Source organism: Roseibium sediminicola, assembly GCF_023156505.1.
GTDB lineage: Bacteria > Pseudomonadota > Alphaproteobacteria > Rhizobiales > Stappiaceae > Roseibium > Roseibium sediminicola.
Genome location: NZ_JALNMJ010000062.1, coordinates 1 through 1,106 on the forward strand (window position 1 = coordinate 1; position 1,106 = coordinate 1,106).

Consider the following 1,106-nt stretch of genomic DNA (forward strand, 5'->3'; position numbering starts at 1 on the left):
TGTCCGATCCGGAGACATAGGTAACAGTTTGTACCGGAGACATGGGTTACAACCTCGTGCCGAACGGGTTGTCGATTGTCTGTAGGGTTCTCTGCTCCAGGTCGATATATCCCAGATCATAGCTCATGAAGCTGATCAGCCAAATTCCATCCTCCACTTCCTTGATCCCGAGTTTCTGACCGGCCAGAACGGTCGAGACGTTGATCTTCTTGCGATGCATGCAGATCCGTCCACATGCGGTGACCAAGGCATCCCTGTCATGGAAGGGATAATCCAGCTCCGGCAGGCCCTGATACTGCCTTGATGAGGCTGTGTAGACTTCCGCCGGCGTCTTCATTTTGAGCGCTTCATGAGGACGTTCCTCGTTGAATTCTTTCACGAAAGCGTCGAATTTGGCCTGCTGCTGCAGACTGTTCATGCCCGGAGGCCGGGTGGCTTCCTTCTTCAAGGTCAGGTGCATGCGTTCGTGACGGCCGTTCTGCTGGGGATGGCCGGGCTTGATGCGTTCGATGCCGATACCCAGGCGCAGCCACCACACTGACAGCTTTGAAAGATTGTAGAGCCCGTTTGGCGAGGCGAAAGGCAAGCCGTTGTCTGTGCGGATCGCAGTGGGAAGTCCGCGCTCTTTGAACAAGGCGAGGAAGGCCTCAATGACCGGCTTTTCCTTCGTCGAGTCAAAGGCCTCGCAGCTCAGCAAGTAGCGGGACGCATGGTCGGTGACTGTCAAAGGGTAACAGTAGAGCCGGTTGCCCAGCTTGAACTCTCCCTTGAAATCTGCGGCCCAAAGATCGTTGGGGGCAGGTCCAACCGAAAGCGGCGTGCCTTCGGCCTTGTTGGCGCGTCGCCTCTTGCGGGCTCTGCTGACAAGGCCGTGCCGGTCAAGAACCGCATGCACCGTACTTTGCGCGGGAATACGAACGTCACCGGCAAGCTTCCTGACCAGGACCTCCCGGATCTTGCGCGCGCCCCAGTGCGGCTTGTCCTTCCGCGTGGAGACAATCAACCGCTCAACCTGCTCCGGAAGCTGGTTGGCGTAACGCACCGGACGGCGAGACCGGTCGCAAAGCGCCTCCATCCCATCGCGTCGGTAACGGTTCCAGATCTTG

The 1,106-nt window shown here is 58.0% G+C and carries 1 protein-coding gene; it reads right to left on the minus strand.

Annotation, left to right across the window (positions count from 1 at the left end):
• Positions 1 to 46 precede the first annotated feature (46 nt).
• The coding region (locus M0H32_RS29395; protein ID WP_248160318.1) for an integrase core domain-containing protein at positions 47 to 1,106 on the minus strand (1,060 nt) is incomplete at its 5' end.